A 19,689-nucleotide genomic window follows, 5' to 3' on the forward strand; every position below is an offset into this window, starting at 1 on the left:
TTTAAGAGCATTACTATGAGAAGTATAAACCCTACGCAGACTTCAGCCTGGACAGCATTAAAAGATCATTTTAACGAGATGCAAAACCAGCAGTTGAAAGATTTGTTTAAAGAAGATCCAGAGAGAGCTTCTAAATTTAGTATTGCCTGGGAAGATTTTTACCTCGATTACAGTAAAAACCGATTAACTACAAAAACCCGTGAGCTTTTATTAAAGTTAGCTGAAGAATGTGATCTTAAAACCGCAATCGACTCCTACTTTAAGGGAGATGCTATTAACCAGACTGAAAACAGGGCTGTACTACATACCGCTTTAAGAGCTCCTGCTAATAAAGAAGTTATGGTAGATGGAGAGAATGTGGTGCCAGAGGTTCAGGAAGTTAAGAAGAAGATAGAAAAATTCTCACAAGCTGTAATTAGCGGTGAGAAAAAAGGCTTTACGGGAAAAGCTTTTACCGATGTGGTGAATATTGGTATTGGTGGGTCAGATCTTGGCCCTGCAATGGTCACCGAGTCTTTAAAATATTACCAAAATCATCTAAATGTACATTTTGTTTCTAATGTGGACGGAGATCACGTACATGAAACCTTAAAAGAATTAAACCCTGAAACGACCTTATTTTTAATTGTTTCTAAGACCTTTACCACGCAAGAGACCTTAACCAATGCTATGACCATAAGAAATTGGTTTAGAAAATCGGCTCCACAAGAGGCAGTATCAGAACATTTTGTAGCAGTTTCTACCAATCTTAAAAACGTAGAGGAGTTTGGGATCGCTGTAGAGAATGTATTTCCCATGTGGGATTGGGTTGGTGGCAGGTTTTCACTTTGGAGTGCCGTGGGACTTTCTATAAGCCTTGCTGTTGGATATGCTAATTTTGAAGCTATGCTAAAAGGTGCCCATAAAATGGATACACATTTTAAAGATGCCGATTTTAAGGAAAATATTCCCGTGCAATTAGCGCTACTAAGCGTTTGGTATAACAATTTTTATAAAGCCGAAAGTGAAGCAGTAATACCTTATACCCAATATCTAAACAGCTTGCCGGCTTATTTACAACAGGCTGTTATGGAAAGTAATGGTAAAAGTGTAGATAGAAACGGGGAGAAGGTGAACTATCAAACCGGTACTATTATATGGGGAGAGCCGGGCACCAATTCCCAGCACGCCTTTTTTCAATTAATTCACCAGGGAACTAAATTGATTCCGGCAGATTTTATTGGTTATAAAAAATCTCTGCACGGCGATACAGATCATCATCAAAAATTAATGGCCAACTTTTTTGCTCAAACCGAAGCCTTGCTTCAGGGGAAAACAGGGCAGGAAGTAAAAAAAGAGTTGGAAGCACAGGGTTTATCTCAGGAAGCTATCGAAAAATTAGTGCCTTTTAAAGAATTTGAAGGGAATAAACCTACCAATACATTGCTTATTGATAAACTAGAGCCGGGGTCTTTGGGGAAATTAATAGCAATGTATGAGCATAAAATCTTTGTACAGGGAGTGATCTGGAACATATTTAGTTATGACCAATGGGGTGTAGAGCTGGGAAAACAACTGGCGAGCAATATTCTTAAGGAAATTGAGGATAAAAATATAAATAATCACGATTCTTCAACAAAAAGCCTCCTAAATGTGTTTTTAGCACAAAAATAAGCGTTTTGTTAACAATGTGTGCAAATCAATAGTTTCCAAAAATCTATTTAGTTAAAAAATTGTTTTAGTTTTGCGGTGAAAAAGGTGGGAAAGTTAAAATTCTTAACATTCTGGTAAACTCAGATTTATAAGATTTTAGTTCTTTTGCACCAAATTTAAAACTCAAACAAACAATTTAAAAAATGAGGAAATTATTACTTCTAGCGTTGTTTTTAACATCAGCTACGATTTTTGCTCAGGGAACGCTTACCGGAACGGTAATCGATTCTGACATGAACGCTCCACTGCCCGGGGCTACGGTAATGGTTGCTGGAACAAACCAAGGAACTACCACAGATTTTGATGGTAATTTTTCTTTGGATGTTGACTCAGCTAAGGGAAAAGTTAGCATTACTTTTGTTGGCTATCAAAAACAAACTATTAATTTTAACGTTACGGGAGGCGCAACTCAAAATTTAGGCACCATAGAACTTGGGCCAGACGCTGATGCTCTTTCTGAAGTTATTGTAATTGGTAAAGGTGTAATTGATGTCGCGATTGGTAGGCAGACACCGGTTGCCGTAAGTACCGTGAAAGCTGGTGAAATTCAAAAGTCATCTGGAAATATGGAATTTCCACAATTATTGCGCTCGGTACCATCTGTTTATGCCAATACATCTGGAGGTGGATATGGAGATTCTGAAATTCGCGTCCGTGGTTTTGATCAAAGTAATACTGCTTTTCTTTTAAACGGACAGCCGATTAATGGAATGGAAGACGGTAATATGTACTGGAGTAATTGGCAAGGTGTAAAAGATATTGCTAATGCCGTTCAGGTCCAAAGGGGGTTAGGTGCTTCAAAACTTGCTATTTCTTCTGTGGGTGGTACGGTGAATATTGTTACTCAAACATATAACAATGTAGAAAAGGGTTATGTTCAACAGGAAATTGCTAATGATAATTATACTAAATCTACGGCCTACTATTCTACGGGAAAAAATGATTTAGGTTGGTCTTCAACATATATGCTTTCTTATTGGCAAGGTGATGGTAATTTTTATGAAGGTACATCTGGAAAGGGGATAACTTACTTTTTCTCTGTTGGTTATAAACCTTCTGATGAACACGCCTTTAACCTTTTAATTACTGGTGCTCCACAAACGCATGGTCAGGCATATCAAGGAAGTATTGCGGAAGCTCTAAAGTATGGAAAGGATTACAATGAAAACTGGGGTTATAAAGATGGTAGTCTATATAATGAGCGAACTAACTTTTATCATAAACCTGTATTGAACCTCAACTGGGACTGGAATATTAGTAGTCAGACAGATCTTTCCACGGTAATTTATGCCTCAACAGGAACTGGTGGAGGAACAGGCCCATTAGGTGGTTACGACAATAAATACAATGAAAACGGTCAAATTAATTTTGATGAAATCATTGCACACAATAGAAATTTACCGACTACAGAAATTGATGGACAGGAGTACAGAGTTGGTAATCATCCCGATTTAGAAGAAGAACTTGGTAATGGGTACATTACCAGAGCTTCTATGAATAATCATTACTGGGTAGGTGGTGTTTCCAATTTTAATTACGAAATTAATGATAATTGGGAATTTAATGTAGGTGCTGATTATAGATATTATCATGGAGATCACTACCGTCAGGTAACGGATTTTTTAGGCCTTGATGGTTGGTATGAAGGCAGAAATGCTAGTATCCCTGGAGGTCAAACAGTATTTGCTAATTATGATGTAAACCTTTTGGATCCGACGTTTAATAGAGCTAGAAATGATCAACAAATTGGATATAGTAATTCTGAAGATATCTCTTATATAGGAGGGTTTGGTCAAATTGAATATAAAACCGATCTTTTTTCTGCATTCCTGCAAGGAGCCCTTTCAAGTCAATCACACACTCGTTATGATTATTTTGTTTACAGTCTTCCAGAGAATCAAGAGTCAGAGAAAATAACCAATACAGGGTATAATATTAAAGGAGGTCTGAATTACAATATCAATGATCAACACAATGTATTTGTAAATGCTGGTTATTATTCCAGACAACCATTCCACGATAACCTCTTTCTTAATTTCACAAATGATATTAATCCTCTAACCGAAAATGAAGAAATAACAGGTGTTGAATTAGGATATGGTTTTCAAAGTGAATTGGTAAGCTTAAATCTAAACGCCTATTATACAAAATGGGGTAATAGAACAGATACCAGTACTAGATTTATTGATTTTGATGAGGACGGTGTAGATGAAGAATATCTTGCAAACTTTAATTTGTTGGAGCAAACACATATGGGTATTGAACTGGATTTTATCTTTAAACCAACTGAAGAATTAACAATAAATGGTTTGGCCTCTATTGGTGACTGGAAATATTCTGATAACCCTGTTCAATCATTATATGATTCTGAAAACCTGGAAGTAGTTCCTGGTTTTGAAAATGCTATTTCTTATATAGACGGTGAAAAGGTTGGTAATGCCCCACAAACCTCTGTAGGATTGGGTGTTGACTATAAAATTTTGGATAATCTTTCTGTAGATGCTGATTGGTATTACTACGGAGATATTTATGCTGGTATAGACCCAATTTCATTTACTGAAGAAGGTGGTGAAGTAGTTGAATTGCCTTCTTATGACCTCGTGAGAATAGGAGCTTCTTACAACTTACCTTTAAGCAACAATACTTCACTTGATTTTAGGGCCAATGTAGATAATCTTTTTAATGAAGTTTATCTAACCAGTCTTAGTTCAAATAGACCGGCTGCTCAAGGAGATGATTTATATAAAGGTATTAATACTTCCAACAGAGGATATTTTGGTTTTGATAGACAATGGAGTTTTAGTGTTAAATATAACTTCTAAAAGCCTTAAAAACGCTTATACTTTAAAAACCACCCAACCCGGGTGGTTTTTTAATTTAAACTGTCTTACGAATTATTTAAAACAGAGGCTTTTTTAATTGCCAGGGTAAGCTGAATATCCAAAGGCAGAGAGCGTAATGGAAACATGAAAATGTTTGTCACCTGTTATTTCAAAAACTACTTCTATAAAAGGATAAAACCTTTCTCTGTTATTTTCCTTAAAATAAGGTTCAGTATAAAATGTAAACCTGCAGATTCCTTTATTTTCTTCGGAAGAAGGTGAAAAATCGTTTACCCTAGCGTTTTCCATAATCTTTTTTCCAGAAATAACCTTCCGGTGACCTGAACCGGGATTCATCGTTTCTAATTTAATTTTCATACCTCCGGCGGGAACTCCTTCAGAAATATTTAAATTATACGTGGATAATTGATATTCTTTTTGTTGTGGAAAACTCACTGTGCCAGGCAAAATGAAAAACACACTTGTTTTGAGGTATAATCTTTAGCTTTTATTGATCTATAAATATTATTTTTTTGTACTCTTTAGATAACAATAAGCAAATTAATCTGCTTTCACTTTGTCTTTTTCGGCTTGCTCTTTTTTTCTTTCGGCTTCTTTTTTTACATATTCTTTATGCTGCATTTCCCCACTTAAATCACGATTTCTGTTATACAGGTTTTTAAAAACCTCTGCTTTTCCATAAACGGTGATCACATCATCGGGGAGGATTTTTGAGGCTCCCGAGGGAGAACCCAGGTAATCTTCACCGTCACGATCTATACCAAGTACCGTTATACCTTCTTTCCTCAGTTCTAATTCAATTAAAGTTTTATTGGCCAGCCAACTGTCTTCTTCTACCCTTAATTCACTAATATGATAATTGTCCTGCAGGTGCAAAACCGCGGCATAATCCTGCACATTTATTTCGGTATAGCGCTTAAGCATTTTATTGATTATTTTTGAAAGTCCGCGATCTACCCAGGCACTTCTTATGGCCCACCACAAAACCGCCAATCCGGCCAGTACAATCAGCAATCCATAAAGTTTTGAGGTAAGGCTGTCTGGCAAAACAAAGGTGAGGATTAGCGAAGACATCGCGGTTACAATCCCGGCATTACCAATAAGCATAAGCGTATAAATAATTTTTCGGCGCACCGGGTGTTGCATAATTTTTTCAGACTCTGAAGTGGTGAATCCTGCGCCCGTATAAGCCGATCTTGCCTGAAACCTGGCACTTTGGGTAGAAAGCCCGGTGTGGGCCAGTGCAATCGCGGCTATTCTTGTAATTAAAGCCGAAAGTGTGATGATAAAAAATAAGGTGACAGCGGCAATCATAACTGGAAAATTTTAGAAACTAATGCTGCTAAAAGATAAACTAAATTCTGAAAATATAATTTATTATCCTGAAGTTTTTATGTTGACAGATTGGTTGTCAAATTGTTAGGAAAGCAGCTATAAGTTTGAAAAATTGCCTTTTTTGACGTAATGAATTTAGGTTGGAAGTCATGATAAAGTTGCCACGACTTCAGCAAACCTAAAATTAACGAAGGCGTGGCTTATTTTTAAGCAAAATAGCCTATTTCTTAATCCTAATTAAGGATAAAGAATAAAGAGGCTATAGAAATAAATATCCACAGGCTAACTCCAAGTAAAAAGGGTTTAAATCCGGTTTTTTTTATGTCTTTAACAGATAGCGTAGTTCCTACCAAAAAGAGCGTTACAATTAGTAAACGTTTTGAAACACTCACAATACTTTCTGTTACTACGTCTGGTAGGTTTAAATAACTGTTTATTAAAATTGCAAGGATAAAAAATAAGATAAACCAGGGAATTTTAATCTTACCATCTTTGGTTTTAAATAAGAACATAGAAAGTAAAGAAACCGGTATAATCCAGAGCGTACGGGCAAGCTTAACGGTGGTGGCCACGCGTAGTGCTTCTTCGCCATATTCTAAAGCTGCCCCAACTACAGAACTTGTATCGTGAATGGCTACGGCTGCCCAAAGGCCAAATTGATGCTGGCTCATTCCAAAGAAATGTCCAATGCCGGGGAAAATAAATAAAGCTATTGAATTAAGAAGAAAAACGACTCCCAAAGAAACCGAAATTGTCTTTGGTTTGGCGTTAATTACAGGAGAAACTGCTGCAATTGCGCTCCCGCCACAAATAGAAGTACCTGATGAAATAAGGTGTCCCAGCCGGGAATCTATTTTTAAAGCCCGGGCCAAAAAATAACCTAAGATTAAGGTGGTAGCAATAGTGAGAATAGTGATGGCTAAGCCTTCTTTTCCGGTTTTTAAGGTTTCCATTAAAAACATTCCAAAACCAAGGCCCACCACAGATATTTTTAATAAGTACTGAATACTCTTTGCGGCCAAAGCCTGGAAAGGCTGCCCTACAAATAAAGTGAATAAAAAGCCTAAAATTAAAGCCACCGGGCTGCTTATGAATCCGCTAAAACAAAAGGCTATTAGCATAATGAATATGGCAGTAATAATTTTCTTTTCTTTCATCTGTTTATACTTTTAATCCAATGAGAGAATTTTGTCCCGGGCGTATAATTATCTTCCTGTGTCCAGCATCATGCTGGTTTCAGCATTTATAATTTTGATACTGCAAAGTTCGTGAGAATTAAAGGTTCTTCAGCAAAGCAAAAAGTAATGGGCTATTCCATTTAATTATAGGCTGAATGAAAAGGGGTAAACTACGAGGAGAGAAGCATTTAATACTTCCGAAGAAAAAGAGGGTTTTTTTGAAAAAAAACTTGAGGAATAAATATAAGCTGCATTATTTGGAATATTCTTCTAAAAAGATATTCTTGAGTTTTTGGTTAAGTTGGGATTGAAAGCCCTGCCTGCTTACAAAATTAAACCACCTGGTTATACTAAGTCCTTTTACCTCGATTACTTTTAAATGCCCGTCTAAAAGCTCCCGCTTTATGGCGTGAATAGAAAGAAAGGCGAAATGCCTGGAATGTCGCAAATAAGATTTTATACTTTCGGTGCTGCCAAGAGTAGCTTTCACATTTAAAGCTGGAATATGATGTTTTTTTAAAGCATTGGCAATCACCTCTCGTGTACCCGAGCCTGGTTCCCGCTCTACAAAATTGAGTCTGGATAGGTGAGCTATAATTATACTTTCATCTACAGCTTGGTTCTTCACACTAGTAACCAATACCAGTTCATCTTTTACAAAAGGTTCATACTGTAGGCGAGTATTTTGATTTTCACCTTCAATGATCCCAAAATCGAGTTGTCCATTTAAAATAAGCTGCTGAATGTCTCCTGTATTGCCCGAAATAAGGTTGAAATTTAGATCACTGTGTATGTTTTGAAGCGAAGCAGCCATCCCGGGAATTACATACTGGGCGATAGTCGTACTGGCGCCAATTTTTATATGGTTTGGGAAATTTGGATTTTCTGTAGAAAATTCCTGCTTCATTTTAGCAAAGATTTCCAGTAAACTATTGGCATATTTTAAAAAAACTTTTCCTTCGGCAGTTAGGGCTATGCTATTTCCTTCCCGCAAAAAAAACGCTTTTCCGTATTCCTGTTCCAGGTTTTTTATAGTTTTAGAAACCGCCGGTTGCGACATATATAAATTCTCGGCAGCTTTGGTAAAACTCCTGGTGAGCACCACCTCTTTAAAAATCCTTAATTTGTGATCCATGCCATAAAGTTAACTACTTCAAATTAAAAATTTCATTTTCTTTTTCTGAATTTTAAAAGTAGGGAGTATCAATTTGAGCCAAAAGATGGAGAATGACATATAGACGAGATTGTGAACTCAACCTTGCCGGGGGTATAAATTGTAGTTCCGGCATAAAACTAATTAGGGAGTAGGTAAATAAAAACCGGGCAAAGCCCGGTTTCGCAAATTTGAGGCAGTTAATTTGCCATTTTTAATTGAGTGAGATTATGATTAATCATCGTATTCATTAATCACTTTTCCGTTCTCATCTACGATAAGGGTTTTTTCTTCGGTCCAACCTTTATCGAGTTCTACTTCGTAGGTTTTCTTACCATCTTTTTCTGTCATTTCAACAGAATCAATTTTGTATGCTGAATACTTACTATCAATCAATTTGGTAATCATATCGGACAGGTTTTTATTATCGAGTTCCTGCTCCATTTTTACGATTTTCCCATCTTTAGAGTACCATATTTCGTGTTCTAAACGGTCAACATCAAACTCTACATTATAGTTCATACCTTCCATCTCCCATTCCACATCGGAAGCATTAGGGTATTCTTTTTGAAAACTATCTGCAAGGTTTGTTGGCACTTCATCCATTCTTAAATCCTGTGCACTTACTGCTGCTGTTGCAAATAAAGCAAGTGCTGCAATTTTTAAATTTTTCATCATCTTCTGTTTTTTAATTTGATACAAACTAAAAGTACAAAACTGGAAGAATTTGGGAATATTAGGACTAAAGTTCTTTAAACCTGTATTTTAAGGAATTTATAACGTTCTTGTTGATGTAATATGTTTTTTCAATTCCGAACTTTCAGTCATATTGTATAGTTGCAGGATAACCTTCAATTTAAATTAGCATAATGCCAGAGGAAAATAGACAAAAAAAAGAACCTAGTTTTGTAAAGAAAGTTTGGATTGTAGGATTAATTTTCTCCTTAATAGCCACTACGCTTTTAATATTTGAAGCGACTTTCGATATGGTTATCCTGGTGCTGGCCGGTGCTCTTATCGCTTGTTACTTTAGAGGGTTGAGTGAACTAATTCAGAAAAAATTAGATTGGAATAGCACAGTTTCCCTGGCTATTTCGGTAATTGGCTCATTTTTAATAATAGGGGGTATCTTTTTTTTAATAGGTGCTACTGTTTCCTCACAGGCTGAGCAAATGCAAGAATCTATACCGGAGCTTTTGGATAAAGCCGAGCAAAAATTACACGCCAGTGCAGTAGGACAGGAGATAATTCAACAGGTTAGGAATATTAAGACTTCCGACGAATTTTCTACATTTATATCAGATTTTTTTGAAACCACTTTAGGGGGAATTACCAATATTTATATTGTTATTTTAATAGGTATATTTTTTACAGTAGCTCCAACAATTTATGTTGATGGGATTATTCAACTTGTTCCGCCCAAAAATCGCGATAAAGCAGGTGCTTTAATGCATCGCTTAGGTTCAGGATTAAAAAGGTGGTTAGCGGGAAAATTTATCGCAATGCTTGCTGTTTTTATTTTAACGGCTGTTGGTCTAGTGATTTTGGATATTCCAATGTGGCTTACGTTAGCAGTTTTGGCCGGATTACTCAATTTTATTCCAAACTTTGGCCCTTTGGCGTCGGCTTTACCGGCTTTATTGGTTGGGCTGGCAGATGGTCTTAATACGGCGTTATTGATTGCGGGCTTATATGTGGTAATTCAGGTTTTCGAGAGCAGCTTTATCACGCCAAAAGCACAACAGCGATTAATTCAAATTCCTCCGGCTTTAATTATTTTAGCCCAGGTTTTTGTTGGGGCTTTAACCGGGATTTGGGGTATTATTTTTGCCACACCGCTAGTACTTATTATCATCATTATTGTAGAAGAGCTCTATGTAAAACCTATGAATAAAGAAAGCGAAGTTGAGGGTTGATGTGATAATGTGCTTATTTGTTGATGTGATGATGTGTTAATTCGTGATTCGGGAATTGTGAATCGTGATGCGCTCGTAGTGGAGAATCGATCTTAAAAAACCTCCTACCAATAACAAATTGCACTTAGCATTCAAGCAATTGAAAAACCCGCAACACTAAACACCAAACGCTAATCAATAACAGATTGCCGCACTCCTTCGTCATTCGCAATGACGCAACAGAACTACAACCCATAACTCGTAACTCGCATCCCGCAACAGAACAACTCTAACCCGCAACCCGCATCCCGCAACTTTTAAATTACAGCTTCTTTAAACCTTTTACTTCAGCTTTATCTGCTTCAATAATACTTATGGCGAAGCCGCCACCGGGTGCCGATTTCTGTTTTAACTTAGACCTGCTGTTTACCCTGTATTTGGTAATTTCATAAGCCTGCGGATTCGTTTTATAGTGCGCATCTTCAGCATCTGCATAAATGGTAGCGATATAGTTTTTTCCTTTTTCCAGAAAATCGAAAGCAATTTTTGCAGTACGCGGCGTTTCACCGTTTACATTGCCTACAAACCAATTATTAGTGTTTTTTTCTTTTCGGGCAATAGTGATATAATCTCCCGGTTCTGCTTCCAGGTAAACGCTTCTTTCCCAATCTATACCCACATCTTTTATAAACTGAAAAGCATCCATAAACTGTTTATAATGCTGCGGCAGGTCGGCTGCCATTTGCAGTGGCGAGTACATCGTAACATATAATGCCAGCTGATTGGCGATAGTGCTATTTACATGGGAATCGTTCTCGGGATTTAATTTGCTCATATCCATTTCAAAAATCCCGGGAGTGTAATCCATAGGCCCTCCAATTAAACGCGTGAAGGGTAAAACAGTTACGTGATTGGGCTTGCTGCCCCCAAAAGATTGGTATTCTGTACCGCGCGCCGATTCGTTGGCGATAAGGTTGGGCCAGGTTCTTGCTACCCCCGGTTGGTCTCACCGCTTCGTGCGCATTTACCATAATTTCATATTCAGCGGCTTTTTCGATCGCATATTGGTAATGGTTTACCAGCCATTGCGAATAGTGATTTTCACCCCTTGGAAGAATATCACCCACATAACCAGATTTCACAGCGTTGTAGCCATAAGCTTTCATAAATTTATATGCAGTATCTAAATGACGCTCATAATTCCTAACAGATGCCGAGGTCTCGTGGTGCATAATCATTTCTATATTCTTGCTTGCTGCATATTCCTGAATTTCCTCTACATCAAAATCGGGGTAAGGCGTCACGAAATCGAATACATAATCTTTAGAGTTTCCAAACCAATCTTCCCATCCAATATTCCAGCCTTCCACCAATAATCCGTCAAAACCGTGTTTTGAAGCGAAATCTATATAGCGCTTTACATTTTCGTTATTTGCAGCGTGGGTATCATTTGGTTTAGCTTTTTCATAATCGGTTTCGCCCAATTTCACTGCGGCAAATTCATCGGTATAATTCCAGGAACTCATTCCGGTGATCATTTCCCACCAAACACCCATATATTTCATAGGTTTGATCCAGGAAGGATCTTCAATTTTATTAGGCTCGTTAAGGTTGTAAGTAATTCTGGAGGCAAGAATGTCTCGGGCGTCATCGCTCACCATTACAGTTCTCCATGGGGTGTGGCCCGGCGCGATCATATAAGCTTTATCGCCGTTGGCTAGCGGAGTTAACCAGGACTCAAAAACCATATTTTCATCATCCAGATTAAGGTGCATAGCAGGATAATCTAGTAGCGCAGCTTCGTGCAGGTTTAGATACAATCCATCGTCAGTTTTTAGCATTAACGAAGTTTGCACCCCGGTATTGGAAAAAGATTTTTGCGATAAGTTTGCGGTAACCGCTTCTTTCATCAATTTGCGTATTTCAGATAACTTGCTCTCTGTATAATCATATTCCTGGGTATCGTAATCACCGGCGATCCAAAAAGCTGTATGGTCTCCTGTCATTGCAAATTCAGATCTTTCTTTGGAAATCACAAAATGCGCTAAATTAGGTTGCTGCGGAAATTCATACCTAAAACCCAGCCCCGTATTGTACAAACGGAACCGCAAAACCAATTTACGCTCGCTTTCCTGCTGATTTAAATGAACGCTTAATTCGTTATAATGATTTCTAATTTCAGCTTCTTCACCCCAAACCGGCTGCCAGGTTTCATCAAAAGAAGATTTTTTGATGTCTTCTACAGTAAAATTAGCGATGAGATCTTCATCCTCTTTTAATTTTATCCCTAAAGCACTGGGTTTTATAACTTCTTTGCTTTTATAATTGAGGCTGTAAACGGGTGTACCATCTTCTTTTAAAGAAAATTTAAGGCTTTTAACCTGTATCATTCAATACTTATATGGGAAGATGGGATTGTGCAAAGTGAATGTAAAGTTAGGAAAGATTAAAAATTCAACCATGCTTTTTGTTCAGCAGCACATAATTATATAAAAAAAGACTGTAACGACTATTATTAATTAATTTTAAAAACTCTTGCCAATAGCGTTACATGTTTGGCATTTGATTCTAAAATTTTATAATCGCTACAGTCCCTGTAATCTAAAACGATTTAAAAATTATTGGGCAGAATGATATTCAAAGCGTTGTCCGCCTACAGATACTCCGGCCATTGCACCGGCTTTTGGCATAGTTACTACACCAACCCCGTTTTGAAAATCAACACTTTTTGAAACTCCTTCTTCCAGCACAACGGCTGAAGCATTCCCGGCTAATTCATAGCCACCTTGTTGAAATTCATCTAAAGCCGATTCGGTTTGGAAGAAAATAATTTCAATAAAAGCTTTTCCACCGGCTTGCAGGCCTACATCAAGTTGTTTAAGGTCTGCATAGCCAACTTTACTTCCGTTTTTATAAACCACGCCGTTTCCGGATGCACCGCCAATTACATAAGCACCTTTTCCTACATTTGGAAAAATTGCATATCCCGCAGAATTCGCGAAATTCTCAGCTATTTGAGGATGTTTGTTCATCACTTCAGTTTGTGCTTGCTGCGCATCGGCAGAAAGTTCTTTCTCTGTGTTTTTAGTTGGTCCGCAACTGGCTAAGAGCGTTAAACTAAATAGGATAAAAATACTTTTAATAGATTTCATAATTTATTGTTTTTGGTTTTAGTTGACTCAAAACTATAGTTTTTGAAATAGTTAAAGTGTTAATCCTCTGTTATTTAATAACTTTTTAGTATTCTCAGTTCTCAGTTTGACTGGTGTAGAGTCCTGAATAGAGTTGACCGTTTTTGGAAGTTGGTTTTCAATTTTTATTTAATTTTAGATCCTCAAATTACCGATTCTTAGATTAACAAATTATCGTATCACCAAATCATCACATTAAAAAAAAGCTCCTCCCTTATGTTACTAAGGAAAGGAGCTTCTACGTAGGGTATTAAAAACTTTGGGATAAAATCTTATAAAATCAAATAAACTGTTACGAGTTTTGGATATTTTAAATATCCAATCCGTTTAAAACTTCTTTTAACCTTGGTTCTGATGGTCTTGGAGCATCATAATCTACAATGTTGCCCTGTGGGTCTAAAATAATAAACCTTGGAATCCCCTGTATGTAATAATCCTGAACAAATTGAGACTGGTATTCCTTATCGGCCAAAAGCTGTGTTCCCGTTAGCTCTTTATCCTTAATCATTTGTCGCCATTTATCCTCATCCTTTCTGGCGTCTATAGAAATACTCACAAATTTGATGTCTTTGTCCTCATATTCTTCTTCCAGCTCTTTTAAGAAAGGAATTTCATACTTACAAGGTCCACACCAGGTAGCCCACATATCTATGTAAATGTGTTTGTTCCCGGTAATATCGCTTAAAGAGGAAGTACCACCATCATAATTTATATAATCCTGAAAATCTGGAGAAGGTGTTCCCGCGGCGAGTTTTGCGTTTATTTCTTCATAACGCTCAAATTCCGAATTCATTTGTTTGTTAAACCCTTCCAGACTTTTCTCCTGACTGTTTACAAAAGCAGAATCCAATTCATCTTTATTCGATTCTAAAAGATTTTTAAAATCCTCATTGTATTCGTCCATATCCTTTCGAAACTCTGCCTCTGGCCTACTGAAAAAAGCTTTATAATCATCAAATAATGATGCCATTAACTTATTTTTCTCCTGAAGCACTTTAAAAGAAGTACTTCCCTCCCCCGTTGCTTCGGGTTTTGACGTAGAATCTTTAAACTTTAAATTTAAATCCATACCGTTGCGAAGATATAAAGGAAAGATACTACGGTAGCTGGCATTGTAAACCGTTGGATTTTCTAATTTTAGGGTGTCGCGAAAATTACCGTCTTTATCTACCTCTATAATTACAGACTTCTGATTTTCATAGTCATATAACCTTATTTTCCTGTTTTCAATAGGTTCTTTTATGCTTCCGGAGATCACGGCATAATCCTTTTGGACTTCCTTCTTGTCTTCATTACAGCTAATTAAAGCCGTGGCTGCTAGGACTAACATTAATATTTTTCTCATAATTTGTGTTTTGATGTTATTCTGAAATTTCTTTGTGAACTTTTTGATTAAAGAGAGGAATAGAATCCCCTCCTCAATCTGCAACTAATTCAAATCTAAATTTTTAATATCCGGGGTTTTGTTCCAGCTGGTTATTTGCAGTTAGCACTTGCAGCGGGATTGGTTTTATAAATTGATCTTTATTGGTTAATGAGGCTTTCAGCTCAAAAGCATTAATATCCCCATATTCGTGAAATCTTATCAGGTCAAACCAACCTTCTCCATTTTCAAAAAACAGTTCCAGCAGTTTTTCTTCTCTTACATCTTCCAATATTTCTGAGGCAGTACCGGTTTCTTTTGGCATTACTCCGGCACGCTCGCGAATAGTGTTTAATGCCATTACAGCAGCATCAAGGTCACCACCTTTACGAACTTCGGCTTCTGCAAAAATCAAATAGATTTCTGCCAAACGCAGGTGATAATTAGTATTTACCTGTCCGTTTATAAAGCTTTCATTAGGATATTTAGCATTTCTGTTATTTCCCTGGGTAGCTTCAGAATAGGCAAATAAAAATCGTGGGTCATAGCCTGTTCCCATTCCGGTAAGGTCGCCCGCGCCTTCAACCTGCTTATTAGCGAGGCTGTCTAATTGTGCGCTGGGATTCGTTTTCTTTATTTGGTACATAGCCACGCCACCTTCTGATCCTGAACCTGCAAAAGGAGCAAAAATTACTTCCGAAGAATTCATCTGATTTGCGAAAATACTGGCATAATCTGCTTCAAGGTTATACCCTTCTTCATTATTTATCACTTCCATCGCCAGGTTTGAAGCTGTTTCAAAGTCGCCGGCATATAATTTTACTTTTGCCAATAGCGCTTTTGCTGCCAGACTACCGCCATAATAATGTGGCACATTCTTAGGCCCGAAGTTGATGGCATATTCTAAATCTTCAAATATCTGGTTATACGTTTCCTGCACGCTATTCCTGGTCTGTGCATCTACTTCCTGGGAAAATGAAGTTTGCAATACAATCCCAATTGGCGAGGATAGATCGTAAAACTGTCCAAAGTTGCGCAAGAGCTTAAAACTTGCAAAGGCGCGATTAAATTTTGCCTGGGCAATAAGTTCTTTTTGTTTTTCTTCGGAAATATTATCGGCTTTACCAGCTTCAACTTCGCGAATTAGGAAGTTTGCCTGATTTATAATTTTATAATGCGCATTGTAAACCGTGGTTAAATTAGGGTTTTGAACGGGAATTTCGTTTTCTCCAAATCCACCACTACCGGAAAGCTGGGAAATAAAATCACCCTCATTACCTTCGGCTCCCAGTAGAATTGGATAATAACCCAGTTTAAATTCCCTCCAGCCAGAATAAACGCCATTTAAAACCTGTTGTGCAGATTTCCCGTCGCGAATTACATTCTCATCTGTAAGTTGGTTTATTGGTTTTACATCGTCTATGCTGCAACTTGCCAGGCTTCCTACGGCGAGTAGGAGTACCATAAATTGTTTTTTATATCTATTAAATATCATCTTGCTATTTTTTAAAATTGTAATTGAACTCCCAGGCTATATGATTTGGCTAATGGGTAAGGATCTTCGTTGTTAGCGCCATCGGTAATGGTTCCCCTTTCAGAAAAACTCTCGGGATCTACGCCCGGCCAATCGGTAACGGTAAATAAATTAGACCCGGAAATAAATACTGAAAGATTTTTAATGTTAAGCGCTTTCAGAAAATCTTCATCAAAATTGTAGGCCAGTTGAAGATATTTCAATCTTAAGTATGAAGAATCATACATATACCGGTCGTTTAATCGTGCATTTCTGGAAGGATCGGTATAAATAGTCCGGGCATACCTGGCATCGGGATTTTCGGGTGTCCAGGTGTTTAATGCGTATTCCTCTAGTTTATTTGGTCCTAAATAATTTGCCGGCTGGCTGGTAATTGCACTCCACACAGATTCTGCGCCTACCGAATATTGGAAATATGAGGAAAGACTAATGTTCTTAAAGCTGAATTTAGTATTAAAACCACCAAAGAAATCGGGTTCAATAGAACCAATCTTTACCCTATCTCGTGTAGTGATCTCGCCATCGCCGTTGGTGTCTTTAAACATAAAATCACCTACGCCCAGAGAAGCTCTATCATATTGACCGGTTGGTGCATTGGCGTTAAGTTCATCTACTTCTTCCTGCGTTTCTAAAATTTTAGCTACTTCATATCCTTTTATGGTACCTACAGGTTCTCCTTCTATGTAATAATCTAAATTATATTGATTAATGTTGGCACCGTTTAAGCTTTCCAATACATTCCGGTTGTAAGCCCAGTTGGCATCCAAACTCCAGGTAAAATCTTGCGTACGTATAATATCGCCACCCAAAGAAATTTCCATTCCTTCATTAGACACGTCCATTAAGTTAGAAACATAGTTAGACGGCCCTAACTCATAAGGAATTGGTGTTGGCGCCAGGGCACCTTCGGTATCTCTTTTATACACATCTATACTTCCGCGTAAGCGATAATCTAAAAGGTTCCAGTCTAAACCAACATTTATTTCTTTGGTGGTTTCCCAGCCTACATCCCTATTTGGTAAAGTATTGGAAGCTACAATAGCAGTACTGCCACCATAAAGATCACTAGAGGTGGTTGAAAAGAATTGCAGGTAAGCAAAGTTTCTAATGTTTGCCGAACCTACTTTCCCGATACTCGCTCTTAATTTCAGGTTATTTACAGACTTATTATTTTTTAAGAAATCTTCGTTGGCAATATTCCAACCGGCAGAAAGGGATGGGAAATAACCTCTTTTATTGCCGGGACCAAACTTTGAAGAAGCATCTGTCCTAAAGTTTAAGGTCGCTGTGTACCTGTCTTTATAGTCATAGCTTAACCTGGAGAAAAAAGAATTGATCCCGTTCTCTGAGTCGCTATTATTATAACCTAAGACCTCTTCGGCAGAGCCGGGATTAATTAAAATATCCTCATCGGGGAAACCAAGATAGAAATAACTTTCTGTATTGATTTCTGTTCTATCCCAGGCATATCCTGCTAAAAGATCGAAATTATGATCTGCCAGGGCAAAAGTATAATTAGCAGTTAGGTTTGTAGTAAGGTTGGTTGAAGTACTTTTTGAAGTCGTTAAATAAGAATTATTTGGTGCTCCAAAATTAGTTAGGGTTGATCCCGGTGTGAAAATTGAACTATTCCTATCAAAAAAGGCTGCATTTATTTCAGCTTTTAAATTTAGGTTTTTTAATGCCTCTACTTCTAAATATCCGTTTCCTATAAAATTATAGTTTTTAGACTTGTTCTTATGTTGCAACCTTGCTACCGGGCTGGGCTCAAAAGTTGGGAAACCAAATTGATAATCTGGTAAAGGAATTAATTCTCCATTATCATCACGGAATGGGAAATCTGGCCGGGCCAAAATATTGGCGGTATTCACATTATATTGTCCATCTTGAGCACCTTCTCCAGATTCAGATTTGTTATAACCAAGGTTTAAGGAAACTCCTGCAGTAACCCTATCGCTAATATCTGTATTCACCGCTGCACGGGTATTATACAATTTAAACTCGTCGTTTATCACCAAACCTTCCTGGTCACTTCCAGAAATTCCAAAGGTGTAATTGGTATTTTCACTTCCACCGCTAATTCCAAAATTTGCCTGATTGGTAATTGCAAAATCTCGATAAACCTCGTCATTAAAGTTAATATCCTCATCTCCAAATCGATCGTCCAGAAGTCCGTTGTAAGAAAATGCTCCGGTGGCGGGGTCAAAAGGGACATCGGCTAAGTTGGCAAGATCAAAACCGGTATAAAACGGCAATCTTCCACTGTTTACAGCAGGAACACTATTGGAAATAAGCCCGTCGTAAAAATTCTTATATTGTTTTGAATTCAGCGGGTCTAAAGTATTAATGGGTTGTGCAATGGTAGTATTATAGCTAAAATTAATACTTGGTTTTTGATTATTCTCCCCGCTTTTTGTCTTTACAATTACTACACCATTAGCTCCTCTGGACCCATAAATGGCCGTGGCCGCTGCATCTTTTAAGATATCTATGCTTTCAATATTATCTGGGCTAATGGCCAACAATGGGTTGCTGGTGCCGCCGCTAAAAGTACCCGGCAAAGCATCTATATTAAAAGGAACCCCGTCTATAACATATAAAGGCTGATTTAAACTTCCGGATAAAGGAGAAGTGTATCCCCTAATATTTAACCGAATTGGCGCCCCGGGACGTCCGGTATTTTGAGAAACCTGTACCCCTTTTGCCAAACCACCCAGCGCACGGTCAAAACCAATAGTACCGGTAGAAGTATTTTCTATGTCACCAGAGCCAATTGATGATACCGCCCCAGAAACCGCGCTTCGTTTTTGCTTTCCATAACCAATGAGGACAACCTGGTCCAATTCTCCTAACTCTGCGATTAGTTGGATATCAACTTTAATCCTTCCGGCCAAGGCAACTTCTTCTTTCTTAAAGCCCAAATATGAAAAGATTAACGTTTGGTCGGTATCCTGAACTTTAAGTCGGTATTCCCCCTCTTCATTCGTGGCGGTTCCCATATTGGTAGATTTCTCAATAACTGCCACACCGTAAAGCGGATTTCCATCTTTATCGGTCACCCTTCCGGTTACTACAATCTCCTGCGCTTTAATTTCGTTTACTACAGGTAAAGCTTTAGATATAATAATTTGATTCTTAAAAACTTCATATTTATTATCGGTACCCTTAAAAAGATATTTAAGCACATTGCTCAACTTCTCTTTCTCTACATCTAAGCTAATCCTTTTGGTAAGTCCCAATTCTTCCTGATTATAAAAAAACCTGAAATTTGTCTGATTTTCTATAGCGTTAAACACTTCTAGCATATTCGCATTACGCACGTGAATATCTACATTCACATCCTGGGCATAACCTCCTGCCTTAATTTGCAGAAAACAACAGATAAATAGAAAATAAGTGAGTTTCATCTTTAAATCGGGCTTTAGCAATACATTTGCAAATCCCCTTAAATTAAATGGTTTTTTCATAATTTTGATAAGATTTAATTAATTAACTTCTAGGTTGG

At 37.5% G+C, this 19,689-nt stretch carries 12 protein-coding genes and 1 pseudogene; 3 read left to right on the forward strand and 10 right to left on the reverse strand.

What is annotated here, in order from left to right; genetic code table 11:
* Nucleotides 1-15 precede the first annotated feature (15 nt).
* Together pgi and BUA71_RS04745 are read left to right on the forward strand one after the other, a co-directional pair.
* Nucleotides 16-1,653, forward strand: a complete 1,638-nt coding sequence (gene pgi / locus BUA71_RS04740) for a glucose-6-phosphate isomerase (RefSeq protein ID WP_072877262.1) — start codon at nt 16-18, stop codon at nt 1,651-1,653.
* 182 nt (nt 1,654-1,835) lie between these two features.
* The gene (locus BUA71_RS04745; protein ID WP_072877264.1) at nt 1,836-4,514 is read left to right on the forward strand and encodes a TonB-dependent receptor; all 2,679 of its coding nucleotides are present in this window, start codon (nt 1,836-1,838) and stop codon (nt 4,512-4,514) included.
* A 93-nt stretch (nt 4,515-4,607) separates the two neighbouring features.
* On the opposite strand, the gene BUA71_RS04750 is transcribed toward BUA71_RS04745, so the two are convergent.
* The 5 genes from BUA71_RS04750 to BUA71_RS04770 form a co-directional block, all read right to left on the reverse strand.
* Complete coding sequence (locus BUA71_RS04750; RefSeq protein WP_245812542.1) at nt 4,608-4,970, reverse strand: hydroxyisourate hydrolase; 363 nt, start codon at nt 4,968-4,970, stop codon at nt 4,608-4,610.
* A 105-nt stretch (nt 4,971-5,075) separates the two neighbouring features.
* A complete protein-coding gene (locus BUA71_RS04755) occupies nt 5,076-5,849 on the reverse strand; it encodes a TrkA C-terminal domain-containing protein (protein WP_072877268.1) in 774 nt (257 codons plus the stop codon).
* Nucleotides 5,850-6,103: 254 nt separating this feature from the next.
* Entirely contained in the window at nt 6,104-7,027 is a 924-nt protein-coding gene (locus BUA71_RS04760; RefSeq protein ID WP_072877270.1) for a YeiH family protein, read from the reverse strand.
* A 274-nt stretch (nt 7,028-7,301) separates the two neighbouring features.
* Nucleotides 7,302-8,183, reverse strand: coding sequence for a LysR family transcriptional regulator (locus BUA71_RS04765; protein WP_072877272.1), 882 nt, complete (start codon nt 8,181-8,183; stop codon nt 7,302-7,304).
* Nucleotides 8,184-8,435: 252 nt separating this feature from the next.
* Nucleotides 8,436-8,879 (reverse strand): PepSY-like domain-containing protein, encoded by a 444-nt coding sequence (locus BUA71_RS04770; protein WP_072877274.1) that lies wholly within the window; start codon nt 8,877-8,879, stop codon nt 8,436-8,438.
* 191 nt (nt 8,880-9,070) lie between these two features.
* Here BUA71_RS04770 and BUA71_RS04775 point away from each other — a divergent pair, with 191 nt between their 5' ends.
* The gene (locus BUA71_RS04775) at nt 9,071-10,117 is read left to right on the forward strand and encodes an AI-2E family transporter (RefSeq protein ID WP_072877276.1); all 1,047 of its coding nucleotides are present in this window, start codon (nt 9,071-9,073) and stop codon (nt 10,115-10,117) included.
* 301 nt (nt 10,118-10,418) lie between these two features.
* Here the strand turns inward: BUA71_RS04775 and BUA71_RS04780 are convergent.
* The 5 genes and pseudogenes from BUA71_RS04780 to BUA71_RS04800 all read right to left on the reverse strand — a co-directional run bounded on the left by BUA71_RS04780 (nt 10,419) and on the right by BUA71_RS04800 (nt 19,651).
* Nucleotides 10,419-12,486, reverse strand: a pseudogene (locus BUA71_RS04780) (glycoside hydrolase family 97 protein).
* 228 nt (nt 12,487-12,714) lie between these two features.
* Nucleotides 12,715-13,248 (reverse strand): lipid-binding SYLF domain-containing protein, encoded by a 534-nt coding sequence (locus BUA71_RS04785; protein WP_072877278.1) that lies wholly within the window; start codon nt 13,246-13,248, stop codon nt 12,715-12,717.
* A 349-nt stretch (nt 13,249-13,597) separates the two neighbouring features.
* Entirely contained in the window at nt 13,598-14,632 is a 1,035-nt protein-coding gene (locus tag BUA71_RS04790) for a TlpA family protein disulfide reductase (protein WP_072877280.1), read from the reverse strand.
* A 103-nt stretch (nt 14,633-14,735) separates the two neighbouring features.
* Entirely contained in the window at nt 14,736-16,145 is a 1,410-nt protein-coding gene (locus tag BUA71_RS04795; protein ID WP_072877282.1) for a RagB/SusD family nutrient uptake outer membrane protein, read from the reverse strand.
* A gap of 11 nt (nt 16,146-16,156) precedes the next feature.
* Nucleotides 16,157-19,651, reverse strand: a complete 3,495-nt coding sequence (locus BUA71_RS04800; RefSeq protein WP_072877284.1) for a TonB-dependent receptor — start codon at nt 19,649-19,651, stop codon at nt 16,157-16,159.
* Between the last annotated feature and the right edge of the window lie 38 nt (nt 19,652-19,689).

This window comes from Salegentibacter echinorum, from assembly GCF_900129445.1.
Taxonomy (GTDB): domain Bacteria; phylum Bacteroidota; class Bacteroidia; order Flavobacteriales; family Flavobacteriaceae; genus Salegentibacter; species Salegentibacter echinorum.